The following is a 643-nucleotide window of genomic DNA, read 5'->3' as shown; positions in this document are numbered from 1 at the left end:
GCAAGTTGCTCACGGAACTCGATTGCTTGTTCTGACCTGACAAACTTGCTGTCGATTTTGCCGAGCATGTACTTAGCCCGAGCGATTACCTGGTAAAGCATCTTTTCCAGGAGCATGGCGTCAGCAGCTCGACTCGGAAGACCTATGTCGTCTTCTTGCTCGATACCCAACATTTCTGCATGGCTGGAGCCTTCTGCATGTCGGAAACAGCCGTCGTACTCAAAAAGAAAGGAGGCCAAACCTCCTCTCAGCTTTGCTTTGAACCGGGTGTTGGCCGCGTTCTCTGGCGCTGGTGCCAGCTCAGAAACTTCAAGCCCTAAATTTGCGGCCAACTTCCGTAGGTCTTCCTCTCCAATTCGGCATCCAGGCTGCATAACCTGCGCCAGAGCAGATTCATCAGCACATCCGCGTTCTTTCAGCTCAGCCAAGAGGTAGGGAACTCGTACTACCCCCATAAGCTCAAGCTCCCTGAATCGCGTGGACCACCAGCTCACAGAGTTTCCCGTACACAGGAGCAAGGCAGAGTGAAGCCATCACCATGCCAAAGGCTTTCGATGGAGCCTCTTTGGCGAACTTGGTCAACCCCGGCATCATGCCGCACAGAGCAGCAACCATAGCGCCAGCCACCCCCAGGGAAGGGAAT

2 pseudogenes are annotated in these 643 nt (G+C 54.3%); both read right to left on the bottom strand.

Annotated features, from left to right (window positions below):
* Window positions 1–374 (bottom strand): annotated as a pseudogene (locus tag R7Q09_RS26360) (hypothetical protein); the annotation flags it as partial.
* 85 nt (window positions 375–459) lie between these two features.
* Window positions 460–643, bottom strand: a pseudogene (locus tag R7Q09_RS26355) (hypothetical protein); the annotation flags it as partial.

It is taken from the genome of Vibrio sp. 2130-1, assembly GCF_033339515.1.
This window is presented reverse-complemented; position numbering and strand designations above follow the sequence as displayed.